Origin of the sequence: Pseudomonas syringae group sp. J309-1 (assembly GCF_032582135.1) — a bacterium.
In the GTDB taxonomy this organism is placed as follows: Bacteria; Pseudomonadota; Gammaproteobacteria; order Pseudomonadales; family Pseudomonadaceae; genus Aquipseudomonas; species Aquipseudomonas quasicaspiana.
This window is the reverse complement of record NZ_JAWHNU010000134.1, coordinates 1-230: the sequence shown is the minus strand read 5'-3', so window position 1 is coordinate 230 and position 230 is coordinate 1.

The following is a 230-nucleotide window of genomic DNA, read 5'->3' as shown; positions in this document are numbered from 1 at the left end:
CCGGAACCGTGCCAGCAGCGACTTGACGAGCGGCGCGCCGACCCGCGTTGCCGCCTCGATCAGGATGGTGCCGATGACGGGGTCCATCACAGCACCCCCATGGCGTCGGCCTCGGCGGCATAGGCGGCGGCGCGCTGGCGATGGATCACACTACGGCTGATGAGGACAATCGCTACGATCGCGCCAGCCACCAGCAGGCCGCCAATCACCCAGCCCGCCAGCTGCTCGGC